The 25,695-nt window shown below is 32.3% G+C and carries 27 protein-coding genes and 1 pseudogene; 17 read left to right on the forward strand and 11 right to left on the reverse strand.

All coding sequences use genetic code 11. The features are described 5' to 3' along the window. The first annotated feature begins 8 nt into the window (after positions 1 to 8). From gcvH to BC961_RS00870, 12 genes and pseudogenes are all read left to right on the forward strand, one after another. On the forward strand, positions 9 to 389 hold the full coding sequence (gcvH, locus tag BC961_RS00815; protein WP_121923966.1) for a glycine cleavage system protein GcvH: 381 nt from the start codon (positions 9 to 11) through the stop codon (positions 387 to 389). Then, positions 382 to 759, forward strand: coding sequence for a VanZ family protein (locus BC961_RS00820; RefSeq protein WP_121923967.1), 378 nt, complete (start codon positions 382 to 384; stop codon positions 757 to 759). Before gcvH ends, BC961_RS00820 begins: the two co-directional genes overlap by 8 nt. Before the next feature lie 222 nt (positions 760 to 981). Further along, positions 982 to 1,725, forward strand: coding sequence for a deoxyribose-phosphate aldolase (deoC, locus tag BC961_RS00825; protein WP_121923968.1), 744 nt, complete (start codon positions 982 to 984; stop codon positions 1,723 to 1,725). 67 nt (positions 1,726 to 1,792) lie between these two features. Then, positions 1,793 to 3,868 (forward strand): annotated as a pseudogene (locus tag BC961_RS00830) (energy transducer TonB). Positions 3,869 to 3,973: 105 nt separating this feature from the next. Beyond that, positions 3,974 to 4,876 (forward strand): heme o synthase, encoded by a 903-nt coding sequence (gene cyoE / locus BC961_RS00835; protein ID WP_121923969.1) that lies wholly within the window; start codon positions 3,974 to 3,976, stop codon positions 4,874 to 4,876. Positions 4,877 to 4,878: 2 nt separating this feature from the next. Beyond that, entirely contained in the window at positions 4,879 to 5,466 is a 588-nt protein-coding gene (locus tag BC961_RS00840; protein ID WP_121923970.1) for a cytochrome c oxidase subunit 3, read from the forward strand. A gap of 42 nt (positions 5,467 to 5,508) precedes the next feature. Further along, positions 5,509 to 6,486 (forward strand): cytochrome c oxidase subunit 3, encoded by a 978-nt coding sequence (locus BC961_RS00845; RefSeq protein ID WP_121923971.1) that lies wholly within the window; start codon positions 5,509 to 5,511, stop codon positions 6,484 to 6,486. A gap of 18 nt (positions 6,487 to 6,504) precedes the next feature. Next, the gene (locus BC961_RS00850; RefSeq protein ID WP_121923972.1) at positions 6,505 to 6,855 is read left to right on the forward strand and encodes a cytochrome C oxidase subunit IV family protein; all 351 of its coding nucleotides are present in this window, start codon (positions 6,505 to 6,507) and stop codon (positions 6,853 to 6,855) included. 75 nt (positions 6,856 to 6,930) lie between these two features. Further along, the gene (locus BC961_RS00855) at positions 6,931 to 7,572 is read left to right on the forward strand and encodes a GNAT family protein (protein WP_121923973.1); all 642 of its coding nucleotides are present in this window, start codon (positions 6,931 to 6,933) and stop codon (positions 7,570 to 7,572) included. Between the two features lie 11 nt (positions 7,573 to 7,583). Next, the gene (locus BC961_RS00860) at positions 7,584 to 8,273 is read left to right on the forward strand and encodes an SCO family protein (protein ID WP_121923974.1); all 690 of its coding nucleotides are present in this window, start codon (positions 7,584 to 7,586) and stop codon (positions 8,271 to 8,273) included. Next, positions 8,273 to 8,815 (forward strand): DUF420 domain-containing protein, encoded by a 543-nt coding sequence (locus BC961_RS00865; RefSeq protein WP_121923975.1) that lies wholly within the window; start codon positions 8,273 to 8,275, stop codon positions 8,813 to 8,815. Before BC961_RS00860 ends, BC961_RS00865 begins: the two co-directional genes overlap by 1 nt. A gap of 13 nt (positions 8,816 to 8,828) precedes the next feature. After that, the gene (locus BC961_RS00870) at positions 8,829 to 9,056 is read left to right on the forward strand and encodes a hypothetical protein (protein ID WP_121924493.1); all 228 of its coding nucleotides are present in this window, start codon (positions 8,829 to 8,831) and stop codon (positions 9,054 to 9,056) included. Positions 9,057 to 9,062: 6 nt separating this feature from the next. Here the strand turns inward: BC961_RS00870 and BC961_RS00875 are convergent, their stop codons facing one another. After that, positions 9,063 to 10,472 carry a DUF4403 family protein gene (locus tag BC961_RS00875; RefSeq protein WP_121923976.1) on the reverse strand — a complete coding sequence of 470 codons (1,410 nt, stop codon included), beginning with the start codon at positions 10,470 to 10,472 and terminating at the stop codon, positions 9,063 to 9,065. Positions 10,473 to 10,667: 195 nt separating this feature from the next. Here BC961_RS00875 and BC961_RS00880 point away from each other — a divergent pair, with 195 nt between their 5' ends. The 3 genes from BC961_RS00880 to tsaB all read left to right on the forward strand — a co-directional run bounded on the left by BC961_RS00880 (position 10,668) and on the right by tsaB (position 14,094). Then, positions 10,668 to 12,038, forward strand: coding sequence for a TolC family protein (locus BC961_RS00880; RefSeq protein ID WP_121923977.1), 1,371 nt, complete (start codon positions 10,668 to 10,670; stop codon positions 12,036 to 12,038). 6 nt (positions 12,039 to 12,044) lie between these two features. Further along, positions 12,045 to 13,346 carry an efflux RND transporter periplasmic adaptor subunit gene (locus BC961_RS00885; protein ID WP_121923978.1) on the forward strand — a complete coding sequence of 434 codons (1,302 nt, stop codon included), beginning with the start codon at positions 12,045 to 12,047 and terminating at the stop codon, positions 13,344 to 13,346. 79 nt (positions 13,347 to 13,425) lie between these two features. Then, a complete protein-coding gene (tsaB, locus tag BC961_RS00890; RefSeq protein WP_121923979.1) occupies positions 13,426 to 14,094 on the forward strand; it encodes a tRNA (adenosine(37)-N6)-threonylcarbamoyltransferase complex dimerization subunit type 1 TsaB in 669 nt (222 codons plus the stop codon). Between the two features lie 17 nt (positions 14,095 to 14,111). Here the strand turns inward: tsaB and BC961_RS00895 are convergent, their stop codons facing one another. The 4 genes from BC961_RS00895 to BC961_RS00910 form a co-directional block, all read right to left on the reverse strand. Then, positions 14,112 to 14,969 (reverse strand): mechanosensitive ion channel family protein, encoded by an 858-nt coding sequence (locus BC961_RS00895; RefSeq protein WP_121923980.1) that lies wholly within the window; start codon positions 14,967 to 14,969, stop codon positions 14,112 to 14,114. Between the two features lie 80 nt (positions 14,970 to 15,049). After that, positions 15,050 to 15,952 carry a hypothetical protein gene (locus BC961_RS14780; protein WP_211331297.1) on the reverse strand — a complete coding sequence of 301 codons (903 nt, stop codon included), beginning with the start codon at positions 15,950 to 15,952 and terminating at the stop codon, positions 15,050 to 15,052. A gap of 290 nt (positions 15,953 to 16,242) precedes the next feature. Then, on the reverse strand, positions 16,243 to 16,443 hold the full coding sequence (locus BC961_RS00905; RefSeq protein ID WP_121923981.1) for a dodecin family protein: 201 nt from the start codon (positions 16,441 to 16,443) through the stop codon (positions 16,243 to 16,245). 81 nt (positions 16,444 to 16,524) lie between these two features. Beyond that, positions 16,525 to 17,424, reverse strand: a complete 900-nt coding sequence (locus BC961_RS00910) for a NifU family protein (protein WP_121923982.1) — start codon at positions 17,422 to 17,424, stop codon at positions 16,525 to 16,527. Positions 17,425 to 17,590: 166 nt separating this feature from the next. Here BC961_RS00910 and BC961_RS00915 point away from each other — a divergent pair, with 166 nt between their 5' ends. Then, on the forward strand, positions 17,591 to 18,589 hold the full coding sequence (locus BC961_RS00915) for a PorP/SprF family type IX secretion system membrane protein (RefSeq protein ID WP_121923983.1): 999 nt from the start codon (positions 17,591 to 17,593) through the stop codon (positions 18,587 to 18,589). A gap of 13 nt (positions 18,590 to 18,602) precedes the next feature. Beyond that, positions 18,603 to 19,115: a gamma carbonic anhydrase family protein gene (locus BC961_RS00920; RefSeq protein WP_121923984.1), complete on the forward strand. Its 513-nt coding sequence runs from the start codon at positions 18,603 to 18,605 to the stop codon at positions 19,113 to 19,115. 14 nt (positions 19,116 to 19,129) lie between these two features. On the opposite strand, the gene murI is transcribed toward BC961_RS00920, so the two are convergent. The 6 genes from murI to porG all read right to left on the reverse strand — a co-directional run bounded on the left by murI (position 19,130) and on the right by porG (position 25,679). After that, on the reverse strand, positions 19,130 to 19,906 hold the full coding sequence (gene murI, locus BC961_RS00925) for a glutamate racemase (protein WP_121923985.1): 777 nt from the start codon (positions 19,904 to 19,906) through the stop codon (positions 19,130 to 19,132). 108 nt (positions 19,907 to 20,014) lie between these two features. Continuing rightward, a complete protein-coding gene (locus BC961_RS00930) occupies positions 20,015 to 20,515 on the reverse strand; it encodes an OmpH family outer membrane protein (RefSeq protein ID WP_121923986.1) in 501 nt (166 codons plus the stop codon). Positions 20,516 to 20,536: 21 nt separating this feature from the next. Continuing rightward, the gene (locus BC961_RS00935; protein WP_121923987.1) at positions 20,537 to 21,547 is read right to left on the reverse strand and encodes an OmpH family outer membrane protein; all 1,011 of its coding nucleotides are present in this window, start codon (positions 21,545 to 21,547) and stop codon (positions 20,537 to 20,539) included. 38 nt (positions 21,548 to 21,585) lie between these two features. After that, on the reverse strand, positions 21,586 to 24,315 hold the full coding sequence (gene bamA / locus BC961_RS00940) for an outer membrane protein assembly factor BamA (RefSeq protein ID WP_121923988.1): 2,730 nt from the start codon (positions 24,313 to 24,315) through the stop codon (positions 21,586 to 21,588). Further along, positions 24,248 to 24,988 carry an isoprenyl transferase gene (locus BC961_RS00945; protein ID WP_121923989.1) on the reverse strand — a complete coding sequence of 247 codons (741 nt, stop codon included), beginning with the start codon at positions 24,986 to 24,988 and terminating at the stop codon, positions 24,248 to 24,250. Before BC961_RS00945 ends, bamA begins: the two co-directional genes overlap by 68 nt. A gap of 4 nt (positions 24,989 to 24,992) precedes the next feature. After that, the gene (porG, locus tag BC961_RS00950) at positions 24,993 to 25,679 is read right to left on the reverse strand and encodes a type IX secretion system protein PorG (protein ID WP_121923990.1); all 687 of its coding nucleotides are present in this window, start codon (positions 25,677 to 25,679) and stop codon (positions 24,993 to 24,995) included. Positions 25,680 to 25,695 lie beyond the last annotated feature (16 nt).

The raw sequence follows: 25,695 nt of genomic DNA on the forward strand, positions 1-25,695 counted from the left end.
CAATTTAGATGAATTTACCAGCAAATTTAAAGTACACAAAAGATCACGAATGGATTAGTATTGAAGGCGATATCGCAACAGTAGGAATCACAGATTTTGCACAAAAAGAACTAGGAGATATTGTTTATGTTGAAGTAGAAACTTTAGATCAAACTTTAGAGAAGGATGAAGTTTTTGGAACAGTAGAAGCAGTTAAGACAGTTTCCGATTTGTTTCTTCCTTTAGCAGGTGAAATTATTGCTTTCAATGACGATTTAGAAAGTAATCCAGAAAGCGTAAATTCTGATCCATACGGAGCAGGATGGATGATTAAAATTAAAATAGCAAATATGGATGAAGTAGAAGGTTTACTTTCTAGCGAATCTTATAAAGAACTAATAGGTGCATAAAAACCTTTATTTTTGGGCCGCATTAATCTGGTCTGGAGTAATTGCTTTTTTCTGTTTGGCACAATTTGAATCGGTTCCTTTAGGAGATGTCACAAACATCGATAAGTTGGTTCATTCTTTTTTTCATTTTGTATTGACTACTTTAAGCTTTTTATTTTTTAAAAGTAAGTTGGCTTCAAAGAGTTCTATAAAACCATTGTTGTTTTCATTTCTCTTTTCCGTTTTATTTGGAATCGGTATTGAAGGAGCGCAGAATTTAATGACTACCACCAGGCAAGCCGATGTATATGATGTAGTGGCAAACATGACTGGTGCGACTTTATCACTATTATTTATTATTTTATTTGGTTTGAATAAAAAAAGCAGATAAAAGTACAACCTAAAAATCCCGCAATAGCGGGATTTTTTGCCTTTAAAATATCCTACATTTCAATTTCAAAATTCTTAAAATGCTGTCTCTAGAATAGTACAAAGAAATCATAAGGTGTTTCAATTCCCCTAAAGCTATAAATGGAAGTATTATTTAGAAATTATGTGATATAAAATGTATTTTTGTCAGTCTGGATTTTTGTAATTACAAAAGAAAAAAATTATGAATATTAAGCAATATTTAGATTCTACTTATTTAAAAACTGCCGAACAAGCTGATATTAGTGAAGCAGAAAACATTGGCATATTCACAGAATTTATTCAGGAAGCTATCGACGAAAATTTCAAGCTAATTATGATTCGTCCTAATCGAGTTGCCTTAGCTAAAGAAATGATTGCTGAAGCTAAATCTACTGTGCAAATAGGAACTGTGATTGATTTTCCAGAAGGAAAATCTTCTCTAGAGGAAAAGCTTCACGAAGCTAAAGTCGCAATAAATAACGGTGCAGATGATCTTGATTTTGTTTGTAATTACGAAGCTTTCAAAAACGGAGATATAGATTTAGTAAAAGAAGAAATTAGGGAATGTACAGAGTTAGGACTGCTAAATAATAAAGTTGTAAAATGGATTATTGAAGTGGCTGCATTAAATGAAAAAGAAATAATTCAGTTGTCAAGCTTAATTAAAAATGTTGTTATTTCTACTTTCCAAGAAGATTGTTTTTCAAAGGTTTTTGTAAAATCATCAACTGGATTTTATAAAACAGAAAATAATTTACCGAACGGTGCAACCATCCCTGCAATAAAAATGATGGTAGAAAACGCATCGCCACTTCCTATTAAAGCCGCTGGAGGAGTTCGTACTTATGACGAAGCTGTTGCAATGATTAAATTAGGAGTAAAGCGCATAGGCACTTCTGGCGCAAAAATGATAGCAAATGGTCAAAGCTCTAATGATGAATATTAAATTGAAAAAGCAAATGCGCATGAATAAAATACTGATAGCATTATTTGTAGCATTTTTTTCTTGTTCAATGTATGCACAAGATGTTTCTAGTATTTCTGTCCAATCCGGTAATTCTGCGGAGCGCTTTCCAGTTTTTCCTAACTGTCAAAATTTACAATTTAAAGTACTAGAGAATTGCTTTTATAATGAAGTTCAAGATTTTGTGTTTAGTAATTTTGAGGTTCCGGCCCATTTGAAAGAAAATAACTTTCAAGGAAATGTAAAAGTACTTTTCGAAGTGGATAGCAATGGTATATTTAAAGTCATTTACGTAAATGCAAGTGATGAAAAATTAATCCAAGAGACTGGAAGAGTTTTTTCGAAAATGCCAAAAATTGAGCCGTCAACTTATAATGGCAAACCTACCTATGCAAAGTTCACAATGAACATTGCTATTCCATTAAAATCAAGCGAACTGCTCTCGCAGGAAGCTTTGGCGAAAGCCGAATTCGTACCAAATAAAACAGCGCAACTAACAGAACTAGATAGCATCGTTTATAAAAAATATGATAGTCCAGAATTTGACAGTCATTTAAATGTTCCGTTTTCCCATAGTTACTATGCTCAATTTGACGCATCGCTAAATCAAATGGGAAGTAATAATCATACTGCATCAAAACCATATACGTACGCAGAAGTTTCTAAATATTATAATCTTAAGGCAGTTAATCAAGGACTGAAGAAGAAAGCTACCAGCTGGTGGGAACGAAAATTATGGAATGAGAATACTGTCGAAATTAAAGGCGAAGATTACTGGTTTACACTAAATCCTATATTCGATTTGCAAGTGGGAAAGGCTTCTAAAAGCGAATCGTCTTATACTTACGTAAATACTCGTGGTATTAATTTTCGTGGAGGATTAGGTTCTACACTTAATTTTACTACAACTGTATTTGAAAGTCAAGGCCGTTTTGCTGATTATTACAACCGTTATGCTGAATCTATAAAGCCCGCAGGTGGAAATCCAGCGATTGTTCCAGGAATGGGAATTGCTAAAGGTTTTAAATCGGATGGATATGATTTCCCTTTGGCGGAAGCTAATTTAACATTTGCGCCAAGTAAATACATTGATTTACAACTAGGGTACGGAAGAAACTTTATAGGTGATGGATATCGTTCTTTATTGGAAAGTGATGGCGCGAGTCCTTATCCTTATTTCAAACTAAACACCAAATTTTGGAAAATTAAGTATACTAATACGTACATGTGGCTTAAGGATGTTAGACCAGATGTTACAATTGAGCGCACTTATGCGACAAAATTTATGGCAAATCATTATTTGAGTTGGAATGTTTCTAACCGTTTAAATCTTGGTTTCTTTGAATCAGTTATATGGACAAATACAAATGATAGGGGATTTGATATTAGTTTTGTAAACCCAATAATATTTTATAGATCAGTAGAATTTGCATCTTCTGCTCGAAGTGGAAATGCAGTTTTAGGATTGACTTATAAGTATAAATGGAGCAATCAAATTAATTTTTATGGACAGTTTATTTTAGATGAATTTTCTCTTAGCGACATCAAAGCGCGAGATAATAGTTGGAAAAATAAATATGGATATTAACTAGGAGTAAAATATTACAATGCTTTTAAAATTGATAATCTATTACTTCAGTTAGAATACAATCATGTACGTCCATATGTTTATTCTCACAGTATTGCAATCACTAATTATGGACACAATAATCAAAGCATTGGTCATCAATGGGGTGGTAACTTTCAAGAGTTAATAGCTATTGCAAGATATCACAAAGGAAGATATTTTGCTGATGCAAAATTTACAATGGGAACGAGAGGTTTGGATTTTGACACAACGGATAATTCTTTTAATTATGGAGGTAATATTTATAAAGATTACGATGAAAATCGCCCATTTGACAGTGGCGTAAAAGTGGGACAAGGAAATAAAACTTCGTTATTTATTGCTGATGTTCAAGCAGGTTATTTAGTAAATCCTGCAACTAATTTAAAGCTTTATGGAAGTGTAATTTATAGAAGTTTTGACCCTACTAAAAACACAGCTACGACATTTACGGAAAGTACAAGTTGGTTTAGTTTAGGACTACGAGCTGATATCTTTAATTGGTATTTTGATTATTAGTATTTATTTTAGAGATTGATATTCTTTTTATGAATTGTTTTTTGCCAAATCCCTTTTGATAACCTACTTTTGCAAAAGTTTTTACATAGCAAATAAACATTAGCATTGAACGCAACACAAAGTACACTTTCATTAAAATCTGTTTATATTGATTTCCGCGAGATCACTAAAGCACGTCTTGCTATTAGTGTAGTTTTTTCGTCGATAGCAGGATTTATGCTTGGAATCGCTGGTTTCGATTCACTGAATTGGATGACTTTGTTGAAGTTGGCAGTTGGTGGTTACTGTATGGTTGGTGCTTCTAATGCTTTTAACCAAGTTATTGAAAAAGATCTAGACGCTTTGATGGATCGTACTAAAAACCGTCCAGTTCCTGCGGGAAGGATGAGTAAGAGTACAGCATTGATTATTGCTAGTCTATTGACAATTATTGGAATTGTTTTACTGTACACCATCAATCCGAAAACAGCAATGTTTGGAGCGATATCAATATTTTTATATACAAGTCTTTATACGCCTTTAAAAACAATGACTTCGTTGTCTGTTTTTGTAGGAGCCTTTCCGGGAGCGATACCTTTTATGTTAGGTTGGGTTGCTGCAACTGGAGAATTTGGGATAGAAGCTGGAACTTTATTTTTGATACAGTTTTTTTGGCAATTCCCACATTTCTGGGCAATTGGATGGTTTTTGTATGAAGATTATGAAAAAGCGGGTTTCTTTATGTTGCCAACGGGTAAGAAAGACAAAGGAACTGCATTACAAGTTATTTTATATACCGTTTGGCTTATTCTAGCATCGCTATTACCAGCTTTAGGATTTACTGGTCAATTATTTATTACGCCAGTAGCAGCAGTGGTAGTTTTCTTGCTAGGATTATGGATGTTATTTTATTCCGTTAAGTTATACAAGTTGCGAACTGCAAAAGCAGCTAGGACCTTGATGTTAGTTAGTGTTATGTATATTACATTGTTACAGTTAGTTTATATATTTGATAAATTTTTAAGATAATTATGGAAATGATAATGACGGCAGAGGAGCAAAAATCTAGAAATGCAAGATCATATAAGTTGATTTTGTTATTTTCTATGGTTAGTATGATCATGATGTTTGCGGGACTTACGAGTGCGTTTGTGGTAAGTAAGTCACGAGTGGACTGGTTGAAGGATTTTCAATTACCCCCAGCATTTTATTACAGTACTATTGCAATTATTGGTTGTAGTGTGACTTTTCATTTGGCTAAAAAAGCGATTATGAAAGACGATCAAAGTAAAACGACAGTTTTTCTTTTAAGCACATTACTTCTTGGATTATTGTTTGTAGTTTTACAGTTTGTAGGTTTTGGGCAAATAGTTGAAAATGGCTATTATTTTACTGGTAGTGGAAGCTCAATAACTAGTACTTTTTTATACGTTGTTACGGTTGTGCACTTGATTCACCTTGCTGGTGGCTTGATTTCACTTCTAATTATAATTTATAATCATTTTAAACAAAAATACAATTCATCTCAAACCCTTGGAATTGAACTAGGTGCAATGTACTGGCACTTTCTCGACTTATTGTGGGTTTATTTGTTTTTATTTTTATATTTCTTTAAATAAGAAAAAAACGTAAATTTGTGAACTTTTTAACGAATAACTTATATGGAATCGACAGTTACTACTGCTAATAGTGAAGAAAAAACTTGGGGAGGCAATAATGAGCCAATGGGAGCAAGTTATGGTAAATTGATGATGTGGTTTTTTATCGTATCGGATGCCTTAACGTTCTCAGGATTTCTTGCTGCTTACGGTTTTTCTAGATTTAAATTTATTGATACTTGGCCTATCGCTGATGAAGTGTTTACTCACTTTCCATTTTTCCACGGTGTACCGGCTCCAATGTATTACGTTGCATTGATGACATTTATTTTGATTTTCTCATCTGTAACAATGGTCTTGGCTGTTGATGCAGGTCACCAGATGAAAAAAAATAAAGTTATTCTTTATATGTTTTTAACCATTATTGGAGGTGTAATCTTCGTTGGTTCACAAGCATGGGAATGGAAAAACTTTATCAAAGGGGAATATGGTGCTGTCGAAACAAAAGGAGGTTCATTACTTCAATTTGTTGATAAAGATGGTAATCGTGTAGCTTTAGATGATTTTGCAGCTGATTTAGGGGAAGTAAGAACGCAATTGACTAGAGACAAAGCAAAGTGGTTTATGAGTGAACCAAGCTTGCCATCGTATTCTGTTGCTGAAGTACAAGCCGGATTTAAAGCGCATCCTGAACTTTTGATTAGAACTGAGGTTTTGAATAAGGAAAAGCAAAAGACTATTTTATCTAGACAAGATTCAGAATCAAGATTAGGAGAAGCGCATTATGTCGTAGAAGGCGCTAACTTGATAAGAAATGAATACGGGAATAAATTATTTGCTGATTTCTTTTTCTTTATTACTGGTTTCCACGGATTTCACGTCATTACAGGTATTATCATAAATATTATAATCTTTTTTAATGTTCTTATCGGGACTTATGAAAAGAGAAAAAGTTATGAAATGGTAGAAAAAGTTGGTCTTTATTGGCACTTTGTCGATTTAGTTTGGGTATTTGTATTCACAGTTTTCTATCTAGTTTAATTTCAAAAAGTAATTATTATGTCACACGAACACGTATCAAACATAGGTAGAATCTGGAAAGTTTTCGGAATATTGTCTGCCGTTACAATAGTAGAGGTTTACTTAGGAATAGTAAAACCAGATTTTCTTTTTATGAATGACTTTTTAGGTATGAATATACTGAACTGGGTCTTTTATATCTTAACGATCTACAAAGCATATTACATTGTATGGGCATTTATGCACATGGAAGGTGAAAAAAGTACTTTACGAAGTGCAGTTGTTTTTCCAGTAATTTTTCTGATTTTATATTTGCTCTTTATTCTTTTGACTGAAGGGGATTATATTTATGAGGTGTTTAAAAACTCTAGTATTAAATGGAATTTTTAAAAAAATATTAATTCATAAAGAGGGTATCCATTTCGAGGGATACCTTTTTTTATATAATAAAATTGAAGCACAGTAATGAAAAAAAATATTGTCCTTTTCGTTCTTTTCATATTACCTATAGTGGCTTATTTGTTTTTTGCCTCTGGTGTAAATGGATATACTAAATTACCAGTTCTAACTCCCAATACTACTGATTTCGGTAAATGGAATACGCTAGATGGTAAAGAAATAACCCTTGATGGAAAAGTTACTATTCTTGGTTTCTCAGGAACAGATCTTAAAAAAAACAGAGGTAATCTTTTCAACTTGAATCAAAAAATTTATCAAACGTATCATAAATTTAAAGATGTGCAGTTTGTAATTCTATGTCCAAAAGGTACAGAAGACGATGCCAAGAAAATAGTAGATGCATTTGCAATGTTTACTGATGTTGCACAATGGCGTTTTGTATTTGCATCCCCTGAAGAAATTGAAACCTATTATTCTCAATTAAATTTAATAGAGAAGCTTGATGATAAATTAGGAACGTCAAAGGTTTATATCATCGATAAGAAAAGAAATCTACGTGGCAGAAAACAAGAGAAAGATAACAAAGAAGGCTATAATACATTTCATCCTGCTGAATTAAGCAATGAAATGTTAGACGATTTCAAGATTATTCTCTACGAATATAGAGCTGCATTTAAGAAAAATAAAAACGCAACTAGAAAAATTTAATTTTAACAGTTATGCTTAAAAATAAATCATACATAGGTATTTCATTTATCATCTTAATTTTTGGAATTTATGCTATTCCAAAAATAGTCGAACGAGTAAAGAATGGAAGTACAGTTCAAGGCGAAAGATTAGACCGTGTGAAACCAAAATCGGCTAACGAAGGGAAACTTATTAAAATTGGTGCTGTCCCGAAATTTGAATTAATAAATCAGGATAACATAAAAGTGACAAACGAGACCTATAAAAATAAGGTTTATGTTTTGGAATTTTTCTTTTCGACCTGTCCAACAATTTGTCCTAAGATGAATGAGAGTATGTTGATTCTTGAAAATACTTTCTTTGGTAATCCTAATTTTGGTATTGTTTCTATAACTATAAACCCAGAATTTGATACTCCGCAAGTACTGAAAGCGCACGCTAAAGAACTTGGAGTAAAATCTTCAAACTGGAACTTTTTAACTGGTGACAAAGATTATATTTTCAACTTAGCAAATAAGGGATTTAATTTATATGCAGGCGAAAATAAAAAAGTTGCAGGTGGATTTGAGCACTCAGGACTTTTTGCTTTAATCGATAAAAACGGTAATATTCGTTGCAGAAGTGACGATTATGGAAATCCAATATTATACTATGATGGTTTAGATAATAAAGGTGTTAGAGATATTCAACAGGATATTAATATTTTATTAAAAGAGCAGTAATGGTAGATAATTCTTTAGAAAAGAAATATAACAAGTTGATTATAGCAGTTTCAATTGTGGTGCCACTAGTGGTTGCTATTTTATTTGGCGTTAAGCTTAAGGATTTTGGATTTGACGTGGAGCCACTTTCGTTTTTGCCGCCAATATATGCTACTACAAATGGTTTTACCGCGGTACTTCTAGTTGCTGCAGTGATTGCGATTAAAAATGGCAACAGAAAGCTTCATGAAAGGTTGATGACTACCGCAATTTCTCTGTCTGTTGCTTTTCTTGTAATGTATGTTGCTTATCACATGACTGCTGATTCCACTAAATTTGGTGGAGAAGGAACGATTAAATATGTTTATTTTTTTATCTTATTTACTCATATTGTTTTGTCAATCGCAATAATTCCAATGGTTTTGATAACGTATGTTAGAGCATTAGCGAAAAATTTTGACAAGCATAAAAAGATTGCTAGGATTACATTCCCAATCTGGCTATACGTTGCTGTTACTGGAGTGGTTGTTTATTTAATGATTTCCCCTTATTATGTTAACTAAAACAAATTATAGAATGAAGAAGATGTCAATTTATTTCACACTTATTCTATTTATCGTCTTTTCATTTTCGTCTAATGCGCAATGTGCAATGTGTCGCGCAGCGTTAACTAGCGAAGGAAATACGGCTAAAGCAGCCGCAATCAATGACGGGATTGTCTACTTAATGGCAATTCCATATATATTAGTTGCAGGAATTGGTTATGCCGTTTACAGAATGAGAAAAAGTAAAGCCGCGAAGTAGTTAGTTTTATTTTAAACCATTTACCGATACGTTTACATTTCCTTTTACCTTAATGAAGGCAATAATAGCTTGATTTGTCAATTGGATTTTTTGGAATTGTATCTCGTCCATTTTTCCATTTACAAACACACCTGGCATTGGTGAGTAGTTTTTTAAGTACGTCATCATGCTTTTTTGACCTTCCTCTAAATTTGGTTTTATAGAGTAGCGGCAACTTTGCTCGATTTTCTTTAGTACAATCCCTTCAACGAGCCAGTTTGCAGTTCGCATCAATTTACTTTTTGTGTCTAATACATAAGTAAGTTGATCAAAATATATTTCTTTAGTTTGTTCATTATATTTGGGTGATCCCGAAAGATAAATAGTGCCGTTTATTGATCCTAGTAGATCTAATGCAATTATCATTTTTTCATTTTTGTTCCAAATGTTAACATTTTGAACCTTAACTTTTTTAGATCCTGAACCAAATTCTTGTCCAGAGAAGTTCTTAGTCATAATTTTTGAAGCTTCTCTATACGTTGAAATTGCCACGATGTTAGCAGTTATATCTTGAGGGATTTTCAATACAGGTTTTATGTTAATCTTCGAAGCATTGTATTTTGTTTCTGGTTCTTTTCCTACTATCGTTTCCATGTAGCATTTCATTCCCATATCTAAGATGAATGTGTCGTTTTTAAGTTTGGCATTAGTCGAGTATATTTCGATAGGAACAATTCTAAGCCAGCTTTCATAAGTATCACTCATTTTGAAAGGCGCTGAGATCTTTTCCACTGCGTCCAGAACGTTTGGTTTAAAATCCATTGATTTTGCAATGATGTCATCAATTTTATTTTCGATCTTTGTTTTAAAAAGCTTTACTCCCGGATTAATCAAATAGGTCACTGGTACATTTTTCCCAAAAACTGTCATAGTAGGATTCTCGTTCCAGTCTAAAGATTTTAATTCAGATTTAGTATTTAGCTTCCAGTTCACCAATGCTACATCGCTCACTACGGTTACGATTCCATCAAGATAAAATTCTCGAATGTCGTACATTTTTATGCCTAGTCTTTCTGTGCCAATTCTATATTTTACAGTGGCTCGTAATGGCATAACTGTTTTTATGCGATTTGTTTTAGTTCCATTGTCATTTTTAATTGTAATTGGAGCTGATTTCCATATTTTCATTTCAATGTCATCATCTTCTATAATATTGTCTTCATAAATTAAACCGTTCAATAAAAGATTAGTTTGATTTTCTATATCTTTTAATTTTACTGAAATAGGTAAGTTTATAAATGAAGGTGTGTTGTCATAGACTAGAGGCGTTGCATCATCCGGTTCCGGTTTTAAAGCATCAATTCTATTTGAAGTTGCACAACTTGAAAGAATTAGTATGGTGGAAATTATAATAAGTTTATGGATGAGTTTTGACATTTTATTATTTTTTAGTATTACAAAATTAACAAAAGAATTCTTTTTCTATTATTTTTTGTAACAAATGCTAAATTCTAAAGTCTAATAGTTTTATAACTTATTTATGGAGTAAAATATTTTCTATTAATACTTCAATCTTTGTTAGAAAAACTTAAATTTGTTTTGCAGCGATACTGCGCTTTTATTCAAAAAGATATGAAAAAAAGAATTTTACTCAGTTTGATCACCGTCGTAGTTGGTTGCGTAACTATGCAGGCTCAATCTAAAAAGTGGACTTTAGAAGAATGTGTGCAATATGCGATACAAAATAATATTTCAATCAAGCAAACTGAATTAGACTCTAAAACTGCATTGATAGATAAAAAAGGAGCAATAGGAAACTTTCTTCCTTCCTTAAATGCAAGTGCTTCTCACTCTTGGAATATTGGATTAAATCAAGATATAACTACAGGTCTTCTTCAAAACCAAACTACTCAATTTACTTCTGCTGGTGCAAATGTTGGAATAGATATTTATAGAGGTTTACAAAACCAAAATACTTTAAGAAAAGCAAATCTATCTATAGTAGCGGCCAAATATCAATTAATAAAAATGCAAGAGGATGTCGCTTTGAATGTGGCAAATGCATTTTTACAGGTACTGTTCAACAAAGAAAATTTAAAAGTACAGAAAGAGCAGCTTGGAATTAATCAAAAACAGTTTTCACGTTCGGAAGAATTAGTTAAAGTAGGATCAATACCACGCGGTGATTTATTAGATATAAAAGCCACTGTAGCTTTAAACAATCAAAATGTTATCGTTGCAGATAATGTGTTGCTAATTTCTAAATTAAGTTTAGCGCAATTATTACAACTAAAAGATTTTGAAAGCTTCGATGTAGTTGATGAAACTGACATTAAAGATGAAAATAATATTCTATCAGAAACTCCCGGAGTAATTTATCAAAAAGCTTTAGAAAGTAAAATCGAAAGTAAAATAGCTAGAACTAATCTAGAAATTGCTCAAAAAAATGTAGAAATAGCAAAGGGAGCTTTTCAGCCTACATTGCAAGGTTTCTACAGTTTTAATTCTAGGGTTTCATATGCTGATGTTCCCGCTTTTAGCAACACCGGAACTATCATTGGCACAAAAAGTCCAGCACCATTTTTTGATCAATTTAATGATAACAAAGGACAATCTTTTGGAGCACAGCTATCAATTCCTGTATTTAATGGCTTTTCTGTTCGAAACAATGTAGAGCGTTCTAAAGTAAATTTAGAAAAATCGAAAATTGCTGTAGAGCAACAAGATTTAGATCTACAAAGAAATGTATTTACAGCTTTTGCTGATGCTAAAGGAGCTCTTAATACTTATGAGTCATCTGTCGTTGCGCTTGAAGCGAGACAAGGTGCTTATGATTATGCTAAAGAAAAGTTTGATGTTGGTTTAATGAATGCATTCGACTTTAATCAATCGCAAGCATTATTAACTAATGCACAATCTGAAGTTCTAAGAACTAAATACGATTACATTTTCAAAATTAAAATATTAGAATTCTATTTTGGAATTCCTCTAATCAAAAACTAATTTATTATGTCTAAAAAAACAATTTACATCCTGATTGGAGGCGCTGTAGTAATTATTGCTAGTCTTGTTATTCTTTCAAAATCAGGCGTAATAGGAAATAAAGATAATGGAACTGAAGTTGAAGTAGCGCAAGTTGTACCTATGACTATCGTTGAAACAGTTTCAGCTACAGGTAAAATACAACCTGAAATAGAAGTTAAAATATCATCAGAAGTTTCTGGTGAGATTATATCGCTTAATGTTAAAGAAGGGCAAGTAGTAAAAAAAGGTGATTTACTAGTTAAGATCAATCCAGATTTATACACCTCAGGTTACAATCGTTCTGTTTCAAATTTATCAGGAACAAAAGCAAACTTAAGTCAAGCAGACGCTTCATTTAAAGAATCAAAATCAAGTTACGATAGAAATAAAACCTTATTTGATAAAGGGATTATTTCAAAAGCGGATTGGGATAAAGCAGTTGGTTCTTATGAAGTTGCAAAAGCAGCGAAGCAAACCGCTTACTTTAATGTTCAAAGTGCATCAGCAACTGTAAATGAAGCTAAAGACAATCTTGGTCGAACTACAATTTATGCTCCGGCAGATGGAACTATTTCAGTTTTAAATGTTGAGTTGGGTGAGCGTGTTTTAGGTACGCAGCAAATGACAGGAACTGAAATCTTGAGAGTTGCCAATTTAAATAACATGGAGGTTGAAGTAAATGTCAACGAAAATGACATTGTAAAAATCAAAGTAGGAGACGAAGCAAACGTTGAAGTGGATGCGTACTTAAAGAAGCAATTTAAAGGTACTGTGACAAGTATTTCTAATTCTGCTAGTACTGCTTTAACAGCGGATCAAGTAACTAACTTTAAAGTGAAAGTAAGAATTCTTAAGGAATCGTATCAAGATTTATTAGAAGGTAAGCCAGAAACTTATTCTCCTTTTAGACCGGGAATGACTGCAACGGTTGATATTATTACACAAACAAAAAATGATGTGCTATCAGTTCCTATTAGTTCAGTGGTTGTCAAATCTGATACTACAGCAGTAAAAAATATTGTTGTTGTTGATGCAAATGATGATCAAAAAGCTGCTCCAAAAGCTGATAAGAAATTTGAATGTGTATTTGTCAAAGTTGGTGACAAAGCTAAAATCAGAATTATAAAAACAGGTATTCAAGACGATACAAACATTCAAGTTTTGACTGGTCTTCAAAAAGGTGATGTTGTAATTACTGGACCTTATGTTACTGTTACTAAAGATTTGAACTCAGGTGATAAGGTTTCTCTTAAAGGAGAAAACGATAAATCAAAAGCTAAAAAGTAACCACTACTGATCTTAATAAATAAATCACAATTATAAAATTTTTATAGTTGTGATTTTCATTTTTAAATAAAATCTGAAATTGGAATATATATTAAATATTGAAACAGCTACTAAAAATTGTTCTGTAGCTTTAGCTAAAGGTGGGAAAAACATTTTATGTAAAGAAATTGCAGAAGAAGGTTATTCGCATGCTGAAAGACTACACGTTTTTATTGAGGAAGTTATAAAAGAAGCTGGAATCAGCATGAATGATTTGTCAGCTGTTGCAGTGAGTCAAGGTCCTGGATCTTATACTGGGCTGAGAATAGGAGTTTCTGCTGCAAAAGGCCTTTGTTTTGCTTTAGGAATACCATTAATAGCCATTGATACTTTACAAACATTAGCGTCTCAAGCTAAAGTAGAAATTGGCTTAATTATTCCTATGATTGATGCGCGAAGAATGGAAGTGTATAGCTCCGTATTCACATCAGCTTTCGAAAAAAAGCGAGAAGTATTAGCAGAAATTATAACGGAGGATTCATTTTCAGAATTAAAAGAAACTCTTTATTTTGTAGGTGACTGTGCTGATAAATGTAAAGAAGTTTTAACAAAAGAAAATTATATTTTTTTAGAAGATATTAAGTATCCTTCTGCTAGAGAAATGTGTTCTTTAAGTTATAAAAAGTTCAAAACAAACGACTTTGTTGATGTCGCTTATTTTGAGCCTTATTATCTAAAAGATTTTATGATCACTCCATCAAAGAAATAATTTAGTGACCAATCTAATTATCCTTTATTAGTTTCAGTAGTACCAGAAATAGATTCTTTTTTTGAAAGTTCCATAACAAATGGCTGAATACTAATTTCTGCTTTATCAAAAGCATTTTTACATTCAATGTAAGTTTCAGAGTAAACGCTCCAGAAATCTTCGTTTTTAGCCCATGGTCTAACAGCAAGTTGAATTCCAGTATCTGTAAGACTTTTTACAACCACATCAGGAGCGGGTGTTTCTAATACTTTAGGATTGCTTTTTAAAACCGACATGATTACCTCTTTAGCTTTTCTAATATCAGTGTCATAAGATATCGCTATTGTCAAATCTGCTCTTCTAGATTCTAAAAGAGAGTAGTTAATAATCGTACCATTCGATAACGAACCATTTGGTATGAAAATAGTTTGATTATTTGCGGTAATCATTTTCGTTACAAATATTTGTATTTCTGAAACAGTACCAATAACTCCTTGTGCTTCGATTGTGTTTCCAACTTTAAACGGTTTAAAAAGGATAATTAGCATTCCTCCAGCGAAATTTGATAATGAACCTTGAAGTGATAGACCAACTGCAAGGCCCATTGCACCTAATATTGCAACAAACGAAGACGTTTCAATTCCTAATTTAGAGATGAAAGTAACAAATAGTAAAACTCGTAGAGCCCACAATAAAATATCGGCTAAGAACTTAGTTAATGTAGGTTCTAAATTCCGTCTAATCATTAGTCTTCTAATGAACCTGTTTATAAGTCTGATGACATAAAGTCCAACAAATAGAATGATAAAAGCAGAAATTAATTTTGGGGAATAATCAATTAGCACTTTTATAAAACCATTAACGTAATTAGTCAGTTGATGTGGATCTAGATTCATTTTTTTTTAATAAAAAACCTTCCCGTAAGAGAAGGTTAAGTTAGGAAAGCAAAAGTACAACTAAATTGTTTTTTAATAAATTAATCTAGCTCTTCTTCTGTTTTATTTATGGTTTTTTTAGCAATTTCGCTTGCTCCTTCCGCAATATCATCAGCAACTGTATGCACACTATCTGAAATATTTTCTGCGGTTTCAGTTATTTCTTCTTTTGATTCAATGGCAATTTCGCGCACATTTTCTTTTAAGTTCTCTACGTTGTCTTCTATTATGATTTTAGACTCAGCCGATACTTCATTGAAGTTTTCTTTTACTTCCTCCACTTTTTCTTCTGTTGCATCTTTAGATTCACTCGTAAATTCCTCGATGTTTTCTTTTAAACCATCTATTTTTTCTGAAATTGTATCTTTTGCATCGTGAAATAATTCTTCAGCTTTTTCTTCAATCGGTTCTGACTTTTCTTTTATTGTATCGATCACTTCAGCAGCTTCTGTTTTTACCTCTGAAACAACTTCTTCTGCTTTTTCGTTAGCACTAATCGCTTTTTCTTTTATTTTTTCTGCCGTGCTGGAAACTGCACTTTTGGTTTCGCTAGCTAATTCTTCTTTTTTATCAGATAAAATACCTGCTTTTTCTTTTACAGTATCAAATGTGTTTTCTAATGATTGTCCCGCTTTTTCTTTATATTCATTTATCGTTTCTTTAGTCTGTTGCGCATATTGCTCTGCTTTCTCAATAATTGGAGCGCTTTTCTCTTTTACTTTCTCGATAGTTTCGTCTGTGAATTTCTCTGCTTTATCAACATAAGGTTTAGCAGTTTCTTTTGCTTTCTCATAGGTTTCGTCCGCAAAATTTTCTGCTTTTTCTAAATAAGGAGAAGCTGTCTCTTTAGCATTTTCAAATGTAGTTTCTGCTTTATCGGCTAATTCGCTTGCTGTTTCTTTGGCTGAGCCAAATAAGTTCTTAAAAAATGATGTTAGTCCCATGTTGATTTATTTGATTAGTCTTACAATAATACTCATTTTTTTTCAGCATTGGTTTATTAATGTAGTAATAATTTGCTGATTATCAGTATGTGTAGTGTTAACTGTAGTGTTGTGATTGATGTTGCTTACTTTAACAATTTTTCTATTTTATGTAAAAGAGATTTACTTTCGACATAAAAGACACTCATTCTCTGTTTTTTATTTAAACATTAAAAATTAGATAGATTTCAAAAAAAATTTCCAGATAAAAAAAGCGTCTCATTTGAGACGCTTTCTATTTATTGTTGTACCTATTCTAATTCGAAGGTGATTTTCATATTCACGCGAAATTCTGTGATTCCGCCATCTCTAACTTTTGCGCTTTGCTCTTTGATGTAAACAGACCTAATGTGCTTTACAGTTTGTGATGCCTTTGCAACGCCTTTTTGTGCTGCATCTTCCCAACTCAATTCTGAACTTGAAAGAATTTCAATTACTTTTAATACTGACATGATTGCTATTTATTAAGTTAAACATAAATATAAGCATTATTTTTAACATAGTAAATTGATTGCCAGTAAAATAGTTTTTAATTATCCATTAACCGCTTCTACTTTTATACTTTCGTCGTTTAACATGCTCTTCAACATATTCTCAATTCCACTTTTTAATGTGAAAGTTGATGATGGACATCCACTGCAAGCACCTTGTAAGATTACTTTAACTGTCTTGTCACTTTCATTATAAGATTCAAAAGCGATGTTTCCACCATCAGCTTGAACTGCTGGTTTTACGTACTCCTCTAATATGTTAATGATTTGTTGTGATGTTACGTCTAAATTGTCAAATGCAGCTGCTTTCGTGTCTTCCGCAACTATTGCAGTTGCAATATAATTTTCATCTAAAACAGGTCCGCCATTTTCAATGTACTGTTTGATAAAACTTCTTAACTCTAAAGTGATTTCTTGCCAGTCATTAATTTCATACTTGGTTACAGAAATATAATTTTCGTCGATAAAAATTTCTTTTACATACGGAAATTTGAAAAGCTCTTTTGCTAGAGGTGAAGCTGAAGTTTGATCAATATTTTTAAATTCAATCGCATTTTTAGTTAGCATTTTACTAACAACAAATTTTAGCGCTGATGGGTTAGGAGTAGTCTCACCATAAACAGTAACTGGTTGTTTCTTTGCTTTATTTTCATCGACAGTGATAATAGTTCCACCGTCTGCAATGAATTTTTCAATTTGTTCTGAGACTGCATCTTTCACATCATCCCATTCAACAATACTGTATTTTTCTATTGCTATAAAATTTCCAGATATGTAAACTGTTTTAACAAAGGGTAAATAAAACAGTTGCTGAGCAAGTGGTGAACTTTTTGCGTCGTCGATATTTTTAAATTCAAAACTTTCATTTTGAGTGATAAAGTCTTGAAATTCAAACTTTAGTATAGTTGGGTTTTGCGTTTCTTTTATGGTAACTTTGTTCATGGCTTTTCAAATTTTTACAAATTTAGTGAAGTTATTTTGGACGAATAACTATATTTGGTTTTTTAATGAATAAATTAACTTTAGTTTAGTTTGAGAAATTAATTTTCAATGATTTGACTAAGTTTTATAAGGATTTAGAATTATTTATCGTACTAAAAGTATTTAGATGTATCATAAAATCAAATTCTTAACGGCTGTACTACTGATCTCTCACTTTTCATTTGGACAAGAGGGAATTCCTGTATACTCCGACTATTTATCTGATAATTATTATTTGATACATCCTTCAATGGCTGGTGCAGCAAATTGCGCTAAAATTAGATTAACTGGTCGTAAACAATGGTTCGACCAAAAAGATGCGCCAGAACTTCAAACTCTTAGTTTCAACGGTAGAGTAGGGGAAAAAGCAGGTGCTGGTGTAATTCTTTTTAATGATAAAAATGGATACCATTCTCAAAAAGGTATAAAATTTACATACGCATATCATCTAATGTTTTCTCGTGACGAGATTGATTTGAATCAGTTGTCTTTTGGAATGAGTGCAGGATTTATCCAAAGTCAACTTGATGAAACTGAATTCTTGCAGTCTGGTGACTTCGATCCCATAATAGATGGAACTGTAGTTCAAAAAGATGCTTACTTTAATGTTGATGTAGGAGCTTCGTATAATTTTTTAGATTTCTATGCGCATGCAACTGTAAAAAATGTGATTGAAACTAGAAGAGATATTTACACAGAATATGAGAGTGATAATCTTCGAAAATACTTAGTAAGTGCAGGATATATTTTTGGCAACAGAGATAAAATTTTGTGGGAGCCATCAATACTTTTTCAAATGGTGGAAAAAACTACAGAGAAAGCTATCGATGTAAATTTGAAAGCATATAAAAATTTAGATTTTGGCAGAGTTTGGGCTGGTCTATCCTATCGTAGAAGCTTTGACGGTGCTAAATATAACAATGGCGCAAATGTGGTTTCACAAAAATTACAATACATAACGCCGATTGTTGGTGTTAATTTCAATAAATTTATGTTTGCTTATACTTACTCTCAGTTATCTGGGGCAGTAAAGTTTGATAATGGTGGCTATCACCAAATCACGTTAGGAATAGATCTATTTTGTAAACCTGTAAAATACGATTGTAACTGTCCAGCAATTAATTAATACAATTTTTATTATGCTTATTAAAACTGTGAATGGTAAAACGCCATCAATTCCTGATGATTGCTATGTATCTGAAAATGCAACTATTATTGGAGATGTGACTTTTGGAGAGAAATGTAGTGTCTGGTTTAATGCTGTGATTAGAGGAGATGTGAACTTCATAACATTTGGTAATAAAGTCAATATTCAAGATGGAGCTGTTATTCATTGTACGTATCAAAAACACCCCACAATTATAGGTAATAATGTTTCGATCGGACACAATGCCATTGTACATGGTTGCGTCGTACATGACAACGTTTTGATAGGAATGGGTGCAATTGTGATGGATAATTGTACAATTGAAAGTAATTCGATAATTGCTGCAGGTGCGGTAGTTACTCAAAATACTGTAGTCGCTTCAGGTACAATATGGGCCGGAGTTCCAGCGAAGAAAGTTAAGGATATTGATCAATCTGACTTTGCAGGTGAAATAGAGCGTATTTCAAATAATTATGTGATGTATTCGGGCTGGTTAAAGGAGTAATTCTATATTCTTTTTTAAAATTCTATTTCTTCAATTACATATTTGTGATTCAAAATTTCAGTCAATACATCTGAATTTGTATTTGTATAGAAAATTGGTTCGCTAGTTTGAGAAGACGATAGGCCAATTTTTTCAAGCAATACTTTTTGCGTTTGTTTAGCCACCGCTTGACCAGAATCAATTATTTGGATATGATCTGGAAGAATGTTTTTTATTTGTGGTATTAAATAAGGGTAATGGCTACAGCCAAGGACTAGATAGTCAATATTAGCATCAATCATCGGTTTTAAATAGGATTGTAATAATCTGGTCATTTCTGGCGAATTTATATTGCCTTCCTCAATTAATTGCACTAATCCTGTACCAACTTGTTCAATAATTTTTGTATCCTGATACTTTTCAGCTGTTTTATTGAACAATTCACTATTCAAAGTTCCTTGTGTAGCTAGAATACCAATAATTTGTGTTTTAGAATGTGTTACAGCGGGTTTTATTGCTGGTTCAATACCAATGAAAGGAATTTCATATTTCGATCTTAATTCTCGTATTGCATTTGTTGTAGCGGTATTGCAAGCAACCACAATCAACTTACACTTTAAATTAATCAAGTATTCGGTGTTTTTCATGCTTAGAGCAATGATTTCATCTTTGGACTTTTGGCCGTAAGGCGCATTTTTACTGTCTGCTAAATAAATAGTTTTCTCGTTAGGTAAAAGTTCGTGAATTGCAGACCAAATAGAAGTGCCTCCAATTCCCGAGTCAAAAATTCCTATAGCTTGATTATTTTCCATTAAAACAAAGTTAACTGCTGGAGATTACTTTTCCTAAAATTGACTCCAACAAAAAACCGCTCATTCAAAATTTGAAATGAGCGGTTGATTATTGATAATTTCTATTTTCTAGAAACCTAAATCTTTTTTTACATCCATAGTTAAGTTTGGACCATCTGCAAGTAAAAGAGAAGAACCATCAAGAACATACTGGAATCCTTTTGCTTTACCTACTTTTTGGATTGAAGCTCTCACTTTTTCCATTAATGGCTTAACGATATCCGATTCTTTTTGTTGTAATTCTTTTTGAGCATTGTCTCTGTAATCAACAATTCTTTTTTGCATATCCTGCACTTCTTTAGAACGATCTCCGTTTACAGCCTCAGTAACAGTAGCAGCTTCTGCTTCATATTTCTTTAACTTTGCTTGGTATTCTTCAACCATTTTTTTGTAGTCAGCATCATACGTAGTACTCAATTTATCTAATTGTTTTTGAGCATCTAACATCGCTGGCATTTTTGTCATAATTTCACTTACATCAACGTGAGCTGTTTTTGCTTGTGCATTAATCGTTTGATTTGCTCCTAACATTAATATCGCAGCAATTAGTAGAGTTTTGATTTGTTTCATCGTTTTTAAAATATTTAGTAATTAATTATTGTTTGTATTTTCTTTAATTTTTGCTTCTTTTGCTTTTTTGATAGCTTCTCTATCTTCTAGCGTTTTTAATCTTTTTTCTTCTAATTCTCTCTTGCGATCCTCCATAAGCTTTTTGCGATCTTCAATTAACTTTAATCTCGCCTCCGCTTGGTTTTGCTTAGCTGCTTCTAATACATCTTTTTTTGCATCAACATTTGATGTTGGTGTTTTAGCAGCCTCAACTTTAGCATTTGCAGAAACCGTGCCAGCTTTTTTAGCTTCTCTCTCTTCTAAAATCTGCTTTCTTTTATCTTCAAATTCTTTTCTTTTTTGCTCTTGAAGTACTTTTCTATCCTCAATTAATTGATCTCTTGCGGCTTTCTTTTCGTCTAAGATTTTCTTTCTTTCAGCAAGAACAGGATTGTCATCAATTGCATCTTCTTTTAATTCTTTAGCTTCAGCTTCCTTTTGTTGTTTTTTAGTTAACTGCTCTCTTTTTTCAGTGCGGTTAAGTACACGTAAAACTTGCTCGCTGATGTCAAATCTTTTGGCAGCAAATAGCATTGTTAAGTCTGATGATTTATCAAATATGAAGTCATACTTCAATCGCTCAGAAATATCTTGTACCGCTGTGAAAACTTGATCTTGTATTGGTTTTACTAATATAGATTTTTGTGTGATCAAATCTCCGTTTGCGCCAAATCTTTTTTGCTGGTAATCTAATGATTCTTTTTCAAGAAAATTAATTTCAGCATCTCTTTCATCAATTAATTCCTTTGTTAATAATGCTTTCTCCGCTTTTAGGGCATCCTTAAGTTTATTTATTTCAATTTTTTTTGTCTCAATCTCTGATTTCCATTTCTGAGCCTTTTGTTCTAATTGAACTTTAGCTTCAGTATAATCTGCTACATTTTCTAAAATGTATTCCATGTCTATGTAACCTACTTTTGTTCCTCTGGACTGAGCATTAATAGTAGCCGTTGCTATAAAGGCTAAAATTATGTATAAAAATTGTTTTTTCATAAACGTAAACTATTAGAAGTTTTTATGTAACTATTTTATTAAAATTGCTGTCCAATGATAAAGTGAGTTTCCCAACCATTTGCTTTAGCTTGTCCTGGCAAAGCATCAAATCCATGTCCAAAGTCAATTCCTAATAATCCAAATGCTGGCATAAATACACGTAGTCCAACTCCAGCGGAACGACTTACGTCAAATGGATTATAGCTTTTAAAATCAGCATAAGAAGAACCTGCTTCCATAAACGCTAATGCATAAATTGACGCTGATGATTTCAATGTTATAGGATAACGCAATTCCATTGAGAACTTGTTGAAAACTGTAGCTCCAATTTGCTCTCCAGCATTGTTTACTGGTGTCAATGAATTGTTAGGATATCCTCTTAACTGAATTGTTTCTCTACCATCCATCGAGTAATTAGCAAGACCATCACCTCCTAAGTAAAATCTTTCAAAAGGAACTGCTCCTCTTTCCTGATTGTAAGCTCCAAGGAAACCAAATTCAACTAATGTTCTAAGAACTAATTTACCATATATTTTACTATAAGTATCTGCTTTGAATTTAATTTTATAGTATTCTAACCAATTAAATCTCTTTTGATCCACTTTACTAACATCTGCAGCAGCTAAAGTAAAATCATTAACTTTATTTCCATTGATGTCTATATAATCACCAATATTTACAATGTTTCCATTCGCATCAGGAACGTTTTGTCTATTAACTGTATTCTTTAATTTATACTCTTCTTGATCTCCTAAAGTGGCATAATTTGTTCCATTTAATAATGAATATGGAGGAGTCAATTTAGCGGTTAAACTGAATTCAGAACCGTACGTTGGGAATATAGGATTTAAACCTTTACTACTTCTTGTAAGTCCTACAGTGTACGCTAAGTTTCTAGAAGTACCGTTTCCAAAAGTAAATAATCCAGTATTATAATTGTTCAAGGCATAGTGCTGGTAACTTACCGCTTGCGATAATACAAAATAATCATCTGGCACAGTAAGTCTTTTAGCGATACCAACAGATAATGTCAAGATATCAAAACTTTTAGTTCTATCTGCTTTTTGTGTAATGTAGTTATTTAAAAACTGTTTACTGTACGATAACGATGTGCTAAAAGAAACTGGTTTTTTACCACCAAACCATGGCTCAGAAAACGAAACACTATACGTTTGAAAGAATGTACTTGCTTGTAAACGTAAAGATACTTTTTGTCCATCTCCCATAGGAAGTGGTTTGTAAGCATCTTTATTTAATAAATTCCTAGCAGAAAAGTTATTAAATGATAATCCAAGTGTTCCAATGAAACCACCACCACCGTAACCTCCTTGAAGTTCGATCTGGCTTGCTCCTTTTTCTACAAGATTGTATTCAATATCTACAGTTCCAGCTCCTGAATCTACGTTCTTAAATTTTGGATCGATTGATTCTGGATCGAAAAATCCTAATTGACCAATCTCTCTAATTGTTCTTACTAATTGATCTTTACTGTATTTTTCTCCCGGCTTAGTTCTTAATTCACGGTAGATAACACGGTCATTAGTTTTGTCATTTCCTACAACAGAAATCTTGTTGAAATAAGCAATAGGCCCTTCTGTAACACGTATTTCAAAATCAATAGTATCATTAGCTGTTCTTACTTCTACAGCATTAATATTAGAGAATAAATATCCGTTGTTTTGGTATAAGTTAGTAATGTCTTCAGCGTCCGGTTTAGTTTTATCAGCAATTCTTTTTTCAAGTAAAACACCGTTGTAAGTATCTCCTTTTTTAACTCCTAATATTTGACTTAATCCTTGATCTGTATAAATTGTGTTGCCTAAAAACTTGATATCTCCAAAGTAATATTTATTACCTTCTTCAACATTAATTTTAATATCTAGTGCTTTCTTAGATGTATTATAAGCAACCGAATCTGAAATGATTCTCGCATCACGATATCCTTTTTCTTTGTAAACGGCAATTACTTTATCTAAATCTGCTTTGTATTTATCTTTAATAAATTTCGAAGCTTTTAAAATACGTATAGGATTTTTTTGCTTCGTATCTTTCATTGCTTTTCTCAAAGTCTTGTCAGATAGTTTTGTATTACCAACGAAATCAATGGTCTGGATTTTTACTTTATCTCCTTTGTCAATCGTGACAAGCATTTTTACTTGGTTAGTTGTCGCAGTATCTTTTACAGTATTAATGTTTACTTTAGTGTTATAGTAACCATCTTTTTTATATTTGTTTTCTATGTAGTTTTTAGTAGTTGTAATTAAGTTTTCGTTAACTACTTTCCCTTTGTTTAAACTGTTATCCTTAATTAACGCTTCAACTTTTGATTTCTTAACTCCTACAAATTTTACTTCACTAAGTTTTGGAAGTTCGATGATGTTTAAGTCAAGATAAATACTGTCATTTTGTATTTTATTCACATAAAAAGAGATTTCGTCAAATAAACCTAGTTTACCTAATTTTTTAATGGCTGTGCTAATTTCCTCACCTGGAATTGTGATTTCTTGACCTTTTTGTAATCCTGAAAAAGTAACAACAGTTTGAGAATTGAAACTGATATCTCCTACGATGGCTACATCTGCTAAAATATATTTTTTACCTTGATCAAAAGGAACTCTTTCTTGTGCTTTAACGGATGCAAAACCTCCAAAAATCAAAACGGTAAGGGCTATTTTTATTCTTTTATTTAACACTAAAAAATTATTTAATTTGTTCACTTGTTTTTCCAAATCTGCGTTCTCTTTTTTGATAACTAATGATAGCCTCATATAAATCTTGTTCTTTAAAGTCAGGCCACAATATATCAGTAAAATACAATTCTGCGTAGGCAATTTGCCACAACAAAAAGTTACTTATTCTATGTTCTCCACTTGTTCTTATTAGCAAATCTACGTCCGGTAAATTTTGCGTGTAAAGATGCTCATTAATAATTGAATCGTCAATACTGTCTATTGAAATTATATTATTTTTAACTTTACTACATATATTTCTTACCGCATTGACAAGTTCTTCACGGGAACCATAGCTTAACGCCAAGGTTAGAGTCATTTGCGTATTGCCTTTGGTTTTGTCTATAACATCAAGAAGTTCCTTTTGTGCCGACTTTGGTAGCTTGTCTAAATTACCAATTGCAGTAAGTTTGATGTTGTTTTTTTGTAATGTAGTAAGTTCCTTTTTAAGTGAATTTATTAAAACTCGCATTAAAGTTTCAACTTCTAATTTAGGTCGGTTCCAGTTCTCAGTTGAGAACGCGTAAAGCGTAAGAAATTCAATTCCTAACTTAGCACTAGATTCAATAATAACTTTTACTGATTTTGTTCCGCTTTCATGACCCAAAGCTCTTAAAAGTCCTTGTTGTTTTGCCCAACGACCGTTTCCGTCCATAATTATGGCAAGATGTTTTGGTAATCGTGCTAAGTCAATATTTTGTAGTAAATCCATTTATTTATTGTGCACAATAACAGGGTTTTTCGCCAAAAGTATACGTTAACGTAGCTCCTGAGAATACATACCAATCATTATTATTTATATTTCCAATATTGTAATTAAAACTTCCTTCTATATTATCAGTCAAAGTATATCGTGCTCCAGCTTCCAAGGCAAGAACTAAACGAGGTGAAATATTTGACTTTATACCAATAATAACTGGTATCGCAATTGATTTTTTTCTTTCTGTTCGTCCTTCTGCAGGCATTCTTGGATCACCTGGAAATAATACATTATCAATTTTATAGCGAGTTAAAAAATATGCGAGTCCTGACGATACATAAGGAGTAACTTTTGTTTCTGAATCATGTAAATTAAAGTCAAAAAAATTGAATTCTAGACCTGCATAAACTTCTTTTAAGTTACTTTCAAATTGATAACCTCTTGCATTTCTGCTGATTTCTTTAGAATCTAAATCGCTAGCAGTAATTTTAGATTGAGTATAAGAAAATCGATAGGAATGTCTCGGACTTTTATTCCATTTGTACAATAGTCCAAAAGCTGGTTCGTTAGGTGATACATAAGTTGTAGGACCTATATCACCAATATAATTGCTTCCACCTAAAAAAACACCAACCTCATGTATCTGAGCATGTGCGCCCGTAAAGGGTAAAACTAAAATAAGTAAGTAAAAAATCTTGTTCATTTAATCCAAAATTGCG

The organism is Flavobacterium weaverense (genome assembly GCF_003688495.1).
Lineage (GTDB): Bacteria > Bacteroidota > Bacteroidia > Flavobacteriales > Flavobacteriaceae > Flavobacterium > Flavobacterium weaverense.